Source organism: Ferruginibacter sp. (assembly GCF_031430955.1).
GTDB lineage: Bacteria > Bacteroidota > Bacteroidia > Chitinophagales > Chitinophagaceae > Ferruginibacter.
On the sequence record NZ_JANPCM010000733.1, the window covers coordinates 1 to 6,264 of the forward strand.

The 6,264-nt window shown below is 33.7% G+C and carries 7 protein-coding genes and 4 tRNA genes; 1 reads left to right on the forward strand and 10 read right to left on the reverse strand.

Annotated features, from left to right (window positions below; genetic code table 11):
• The 8 genes from ACY65O_RS21010 to rpsU all read right to left on the reverse strand — a co-directional run.
• Window positions 1-143, reverse strand: a 143-nt coding sequence (locus tag ACY65O_RS21010; RefSeq protein ID WP_462222828.1) for a GTP-binding protein, incomplete at its 3' end; no start/stop codon positions are given.
• 116 nt (window positions 144-259) lie between these two features.
• Window positions 260-331 (reverse strand) — tRNA-Thr (locus ACY65O_RS21015).
• Between the two features lie 82 nt (window positions 332-413).
• Window positions 414-486: transfer RNA gene (locus tag ACY65O_RS21020), tRNA-Gly, on the reverse strand.
• 100 nt (window positions 487-586) lie between these two features.
• Window positions 587-669: transfer RNA gene (locus ACY65O_RS21025), tRNA-Tyr, on the reverse strand.
• A gap of 82 nt (window positions 670-751) precedes the next feature.
• Window positions 752-824 (reverse strand) — tRNA-Thr (locus ACY65O_RS21030).
• 195 nt (window positions 825-1,019) lie between these two features.
• A complete protein-coding gene (locus ACY65O_RS21035) occupies window positions 1,020-1,319 on the reverse strand; it encodes an HPF/RaiA family ribosome-associated protein (protein ID WP_462222823.1) in 300 nt (99 codons plus the stop codon).
• A 201-nt stretch (window positions 1,320-1,520) separates the two neighbouring features.
• Complete coding sequence (locus ACY65O_RS21040; protein ID WP_462222824.1) at window positions 1,521-2,423, reverse strand: tyrosine-type recombinase/integrase; 903 nt, start codon at window positions 2,421-2,423, stop codon at window positions 1,521-1,523.
• Window positions 2,424-2,488: 65 nt separating this feature from the next.
• Window positions 2,489-2,683 carry a 30S ribosomal protein S21 gene (gene rpsU / locus ACY65O_RS21045; RefSeq protein WP_430986878.1) on the reverse strand — a complete coding sequence of 65 codons (195 nt, stop codon included), beginning with the start codon at window positions 2,681-2,683 and terminating at the stop codon, window positions 2,489-2,491.
• 115 nt (window positions 2,684-2,798) lie between these two features.
• On the opposite strand from rpsU, the gene ACY65O_RS21050 reads away from it, so the two are divergent.
• Entirely contained in the window at window positions 2,799-3,395 is a 597-nt protein-coding gene (locus tag ACY65O_RS21050; protein WP_462222825.1) for a riboflavin synthase, read from the forward strand.
• Here ACY65O_RS21050 and ACY65O_RS21055 read toward each other — a convergent pair.
• Both ACY65O_RS21055 and rffA read right to left on the reverse strand, forming a co-directional pair.
• On the reverse strand, window positions 3,388-4,941 hold the full coding sequence (locus ACY65O_RS21055) for a hypothetical protein (RefSeq protein ID WP_462222826.1): 1,554 nt from the start codon (window positions 4,939-4,941) through the stop codon (window positions 3,388-3,390). The two genes, ACY65O_RS21050 and ACY65O_RS21055, sit on opposite strands and share 8 nt — an antisense overlap.
• A 10-nt stretch (window positions 4,942-4,951) precedes the next feature.
• On the reverse strand, window positions 4,952-6,100 hold the full coding sequence (rffA, locus tag ACY65O_RS21060; protein WP_462222827.1) for a dTDP-4-amino-4,6-dideoxygalactose transaminase: 1,149 nt from the start codon (window positions 6,098-6,100) through the stop codon (window positions 4,952-4,954).
• Window positions 6,101-6,264: the final 164 nt, after the last annotated feature.

The window sequence follows — 6,264 nt, forward strand, 5'->3', positions numbered from 1 at the left end:
TCGTAATTTTTTTTCTCCGCTAAACCTCTTTTTGACAAAACATCGGTTATAGCGGCTGTAAGTGTTGTTTTACCGTGATCCACGTGACCAATAGTACCAACGTTTAAATGGGGTTTATCCCTTTTGAAAGATTCTTTTGCCATTGTTTAAATTTTAATATTTGTTTTGAAAATTGGTTTTCATTTAAAGTCTGTAAACCGTGGACTTTTTATTTTACCCCCATTCCCTAAAGGGTATTGAGGACATTATATTTATTTAGAGCCATCAGTGAGAATCGAACTCACGACCCCTTCCCTACCAAGGAAGTGCTCTACCCCTGAGCTACGACGGCTTGCTTAGGAGTTGACAGTTGATGGGTGTTAGATGACAGGCCATAGCTAACAACTATCATCTAACTTCTATCAACTCAAAAGAGCGGAAGACCGGGCTCGAACCGGCCACCTGAAGCTTGGAAGGCTACCGCTCTACCAAATGAGCTACTTCCGCTGGTAATCAACAGGCAATTTGCAATAAGCAATTACCATATTTAAAACAAAGAACTATTGCAATAAACAATTTGCATATTGCCAATTGCTTGTTTGCATTGTGGGCAGAGTAGGTTTCGAACCTACGTACTCCGGAGAGAACAGATTTACAGTCTGTCGCCTTTAACCACTCGGCCATCTGCCCTTTCTAGTTAATTGGTTAATTTGTTTATTAGGTCAATATTCTCCAATCAACTATTCAACTAATAAACAAATCAACTAATCAGAGCCGAAGAAGGGAGTCGAACCCCCGACCTGCTGATTACAAATCAGCTGCTCTACCAACTGAGCTACTTCGGCTTATTACAAGAATTTTTTCCAGAATTTAGTCCACACTAAAGCAGCCCTATTTTTTTCGGAAGGCAAAGGTAAGAGAAAATGGTTAATACAAAAAGTTTGAAAAGGAATTTTTTAGTACTGATTTACAAAATGTTGATAAACTAAAACAAAAAATCCCGCCGTGTGGCGGGATGTGGTTATTTTGATGATGTTTTTTTATGCTGCCTGTTTATCTTTTTTTCTTTTTATTTGAGTGATTACTGAATCTAATGCGGTGTCAAAACTTTCTTCAAATGATTTAGATGATTGTTTTACAAAAAATTCACAACGTGGAATGTGAACTTTAATTTCTGCTATCTTGTCTTTAATGTTGTGCACTACGTTATCTAATTTTAAATACACATCTACTTTGGTAATTCTATCGTGAAACTGGGTTAATTTAGTAACCTTTTTTTCGATGTAAGATACCAGCTTGGAGTCTGCGTCAAAATGCACAGTTTGAATGTTTACGTTCATACTTCTGATTTTAATCTGTGAAAAATTATGTGAAAGAACTTGTTTAGGTACACTTAATACATAGGCAATCTTTTGAGGTTATCAGGGGTTTTTCTTTTGCTTATTAAAGTTACCATTTGAAACGTTCTTTACAAAATAAAATTTTATGGATGGCTTATAAATTTTTTAATGTTTTGAAAACTGTAACATATATACAAAATGCTATGCCTTTGGGTGCGCTTTTTTATGAATGTCTTTTAACTTTTCTATAGAGTTATGTGTATAAATTTGTGTAGCTGCAAGGCTGCTGTGGCCCAGCAATTCTTTTACTGCATTTAAATCGGCTCCATTATTCATTAAATGAGTGGCAAATGTATGGCGCAGCACATGGGGGCTTTTTTTACTTATTGTTGTAATTTTACTCAGGTATTTTTTTACCGCATTGTACACATACTTTGGATATAGTTTTTTGCCTTTTTCATTTATCAGCAATATATCTGCATCATATTTTTCAAAGGTCTTTCTCTTTTCAGCAACATAATCTTTTAAGAAGCCCATTAACTCATTGCTTACCGGAATTATCCTTTCTTTATTGCCCTTGCCTAATACCTTTATTGAGTTTTTGTAAGCATCAACCTGGCTTTCTTTTAATGAAACCAGCTCGGCCTGCCGTATGCCGGTGTTGTATAATAACTGCAGTAAAATCCTGTCTGTTTTTCCCTGCCAGTCATCAGGAAACTCTACATAAGAAAACAATGTATTGATATCTTCCTTCTCTACAAATTGAGGCAATCTTTTATTAAGCTTTAGAGAAACAATAGTACCCATGGGGCTAACAGTTATACTCTCTTCTTTTAACTGGTACTTGAAAAAAGATTTTAGTGTGGATATTTTACGGTTGATGGATTTTGCTTCCATTCCCTCCTCTTTTAATTTAGCCAGCCAGGTACGGATAAATGTTGCTTTTATATCAGGCAAAGCTGTGTTGCCAAACGTGAGCTCAATAAAATCAAAAAAAGCAACCAGGTCGGTTTGGTAAGATATGATAGTGTGTTGCGAATACCTTTTTTGAAACTTAAGATACTCTGCAAAATGTTGTAACGCTTTGGGGATAGTTGTGGGCATAAAAAAACTGATACCCGAAGTTACAATAACCGGATATCAGTTGAATATATTTACGCTGAATGTTCTTAATCGAATTTACCTGCAGTAACCTGATCTTTGTAAATTGCCTTTAAAACCTCTTTACGACGGCGAACAGATGGCTTGGTAAAAGCCTGCCTGTCTCTTAACTGTAATAAAATTTTACTTTTTTCAAATTTCTTTTTGTACTTCTTAAGCGCTTTGTCGATGTTTTCGCAATCTTTTGAATCAATAATTAACATATAATATATACCTCCTTTAGGTGATTTAAATACTGCTTTTAATAAAGCAAGGGCGCAAAGATAACAGAATTATTTAAAAAATGGAAAGATTGTAACAAATTCCGAAATTTGGGGCATGTTTACAGGAATAATTGAAAATACCGGAGTTATAAAGGAGCTACAAAGTAACGGCACCAATAAAACATTTTGGATAACTTCTCCCTTATCAGGCGAATTAAAAATTGACCAAAGCCTCAGCCACAATGGTGTTTGCTTAACCGTAGAGGAAATTAAAAACGGTATGCACCGTGTTACTGCTATAGAAGAAACCCTTTTAAAAACCAATTTAGGCACCTGGCAGCTGGGTTCAATTGTAAACTTAGAAAGATGCATGCAATTGAATGGCCGCTTAGATGGTCACATTGTACAGGGCCATGTGGATGTGACGGCTGAATGCATTGCAGTTATTGAAAAAGATGGCAGCTGGGAATACAGTTTTACTTTTCCGGAAAAATTTAGTGCATTAATTATAGAAAAAGGCTCTATTACTTTAAATGGCATCAGCCTCACCCTTTTTAATGTGGGTATTAATAGTTTTAGTGTGGCAGTAATTCCATATACTTATAAGCATACCAATATTAATGTATTAAAAAAAGGTGATGGGGTTAATATTGAATTTGATATGCTGGGAAAATATGTGCAGCGGATGCTGCAGCAAAAAGCAGTTATCTAAAAATATATACTGCACTATCTTTTAATGCAATTACAACAGTGTTATTTTCTTTAAAAGAATATTTATTATTTTCTTCTGCACTAATTTCAAAATTTGCTTTGTTGAATTTTACCCGGGGAAAATAGATTGCAACATTATCTACAGGCTTTTCATACAATATTAAATTTTTTGGAACGCTGGTTAATTCTTTAGCAGAAAGCGTAATGCAGTATATATTTTTAGCATAGAGACAGCTTAAATATTCCTGCATAACACTAACCTTATCGTTACTATTACCCGCCATCCTGCTTTTTGCCCTGAACATAAGCGCTCCATTAAATTGCGATGGCATATTTACAAATAAAAGAGTATCGCCGGTTTTAATTTTTTTATCAATTGTTTGTAAATATTTTTTTGAAAAGTTGCCTGCAGCTTTATAATAATTTATAGTTTTAAAAAGAGAACATGCATAAAAGCTGCATAACATACCAACCGCTGTTAGAAGGATAAATTTATTTTTGATCAGCATCACTAATAAAACAGCTAGCGACATGAGTGCAAAAACGGACGAAAAATAAATATACCTTTCTGATTCTGAGTCATGAGAATCTATACCAAATACCACTGCTGCAGCAAAACCAAAAAAAGTATTAACTAGTAACAATACTAAAAAATAAAATATTTTCCTGTGCTGTTTAAATACAATAACTAAACCAGAAAAAAGAAAAATAACAAATCCAATACCTGCTGCTGCAAACACAACGGTATTTTTAAATGGGGGAATAAAATTGCGCAGGAACAGAATGGTACTTTTTTTAACTAATGCCGTAAAACTTATACTAAACAGCTCATCATCTTTATAATCTGATACCACCATTTTATTGATGATAACAATTTTAATAAGGAACCAGGCGGCGAATACTAAAAAATAAGGAACAACTAACCATATTTTATTTTTTACAGATTCTCCTTTTAAATAAACCGTAAAAATAATTATACTTAAAATTATGAAAGGGAGCATCCAGCTTATTTCGTAAGAAAACAGCGCCAGTAAAAAACTTAACAAACTTAAAAAAATAAATATTTTATTTTTTTGTGCAGCTTTTAAAAAAAGTAAAATTGATATAAGGCAAATTAAACTAACAACTGTACCACCCCTTGCCAAAATGTAAGCAAGCGGTTCGCTGTGAACTGGTGTGATTAAAAAAAGTATAAGAAAGATAAAAGGAATAATGGTTAACTGAAACTGATTTAAATAATTTACCAACAATTTAAGTAACTCTTTAATAACTAACAAAGCAAGCGAAGCATTTACAAGATGCAAAACAAGATTGGTGTAATGATAACCTGCGGCATTTTTACCACTAATAAAACTATCTGCAATAAAAGTAAGTTTAACAATAAATGACCGTTGCCATACATCCTGCATAAAACTATTAGTGCCGGCAACAAATATATCTTCGTCAAAAAAGAATAAATTTTTTACTGCTAAAAAAATAGCCGCACCTGCTGTAACTAAAATAATTAAATGAAAATACCAGCGGTTTATAACAGAATTATTTTTCATTAACCCATTTTTACTGGAAAAATTCCTCAATTAAACTGATAATAAAATTTATTTTTTCTTTTTCCAATTCAACATACAATGGCAGTCGTAATAAACAATCAGAAAATTTTTCTGTGTTTACCAATACTTCTGCTTTACTATGACTGCTTAAATAAAAAGGGCTTAAATGCAATCCCGGATAATGAAACATTGACTGAATTCCTTTTTCTTTTAAAAAGAAAATCAACTCATCCCTCTGTTGCAAATTTTTACATACTACATAAAATATATGAGCATTGTTGGTTGAGTATGGAGGAACATAGGGCAGCATTAATTTTTGTTTTTCCTGCAATGGCAATAATCCGTCATAATACAACTGCCATTTTTCCTTACGGATTTTCTGTATCTCATCCAGAGCCTGCAACTGTGCATATAAAAAAGCTGCAGTTATTTCAGATGGCAGAAAAGAAGATCCTACATCTACCCAATTATATTTATCTACTTCTCCCCTGAAAAATGCAGCCCTGTTGGTTCCTTTTTCCCAAATTATTTCTGCTCGTTCAATAAATCTTTTGTCGTTAACTACCAGCATCCCGCCTTCTCCGCATTGTATATTTTTTGATTCGTGAAAAGAGAATGCGGCCAAATGCCCGATACTGCCAAGTGGTTGCTTTTCATTATCGTTATTTAAAAAAAAACTATCTACTGCCTGTGCTGCATCCTCCACCACAAATACATTATGTTTACTGGCAATGGCCATTATTGAATCCATATTGCATGCTATACCAGCATAGTGTACCACCACAATTGCTTTAGTATTTCTTGTAATTAGTTTTTCTAAACTATTCTCATCAATATTTGGGTTATCTGAATTTGTATCCGCTAAAACAATTTTAGCTCCTCTTAAAATAAATGCATTGGCTGTAGAAACAAAAGTAAAAGATGGCATTATTACTTCATCGCCGGATTGTATATTTAAAAGTATGGCACACATTTCCAGTGCATCGGTGCATGATGTGGTAAGCAGGCATTTTTTAAAGCCATATTTTTCTTTAAAAAACTGCTGACAAAGATTGGTGTATTTGCCATTGCCTGAAAGGTGGCGGTTTGCAATGGCACTTTCAATATATTGAAATTCGTTACCGGTTATGTATGGTTTGTTATATGGGATACTTAGCATTAAAGCGAACGATTTTTTATTTACCCGGAACAAATTTTGCTCTGTGCGGTAAAAGAAATTTAATAAAACTTATTTCTTCCGGCGTTTGTTTTTTTGTGTATGTTCTTTCAGCTACATTAAAATATGAAATATCATCTTGCAGGTTTTTATTATTTACTTCGTGG

Bases quoted from the DNA above. Each gene is read 5' to 3' on its own strand.
- rpsU (WP_430986878.1), bottom strand. From the start codon at position 2,683: ATGTTAATTATTGATTCAAAAGATTGCGAAAACATCGACAAAGCGCTT.
- rffA (WP_462222827.1), bottom strand. From the start codon at position 6,100: ATGCTAAGTATCCCATATAACAAACCATACATAACCGGTAACGAATTT.
- ACY65O_RS21035 (WP_462222823.1), bottom strand. From the start codon at position 1,319: ATGAACGTAAACATTCAAACTGTGCATTTTGACGCAGACTCCAAGCTG.
- ACY65O_RS21040 (WP_462222824.1), bottom strand. From the start codon at position 2,423: ATGCCCACAACTATCCCCAAAGCGTTACAACATTTTGCAGAGTATCTT.
- ACY65O_RS21050 (WP_462222825.1), top strand. From the start codon at position 2,799: ATGTTTACAGGAATAATTGAAAATACCGGAGTTATAAAGGAGCTACAA.
- ACY65O_RS21055 (WP_462222826.1), bottom strand. From the start codon at position 4,941: ATGAAAAATAATTCTGTTATAAACCGCTGGTATTTTCATTTAATTATT.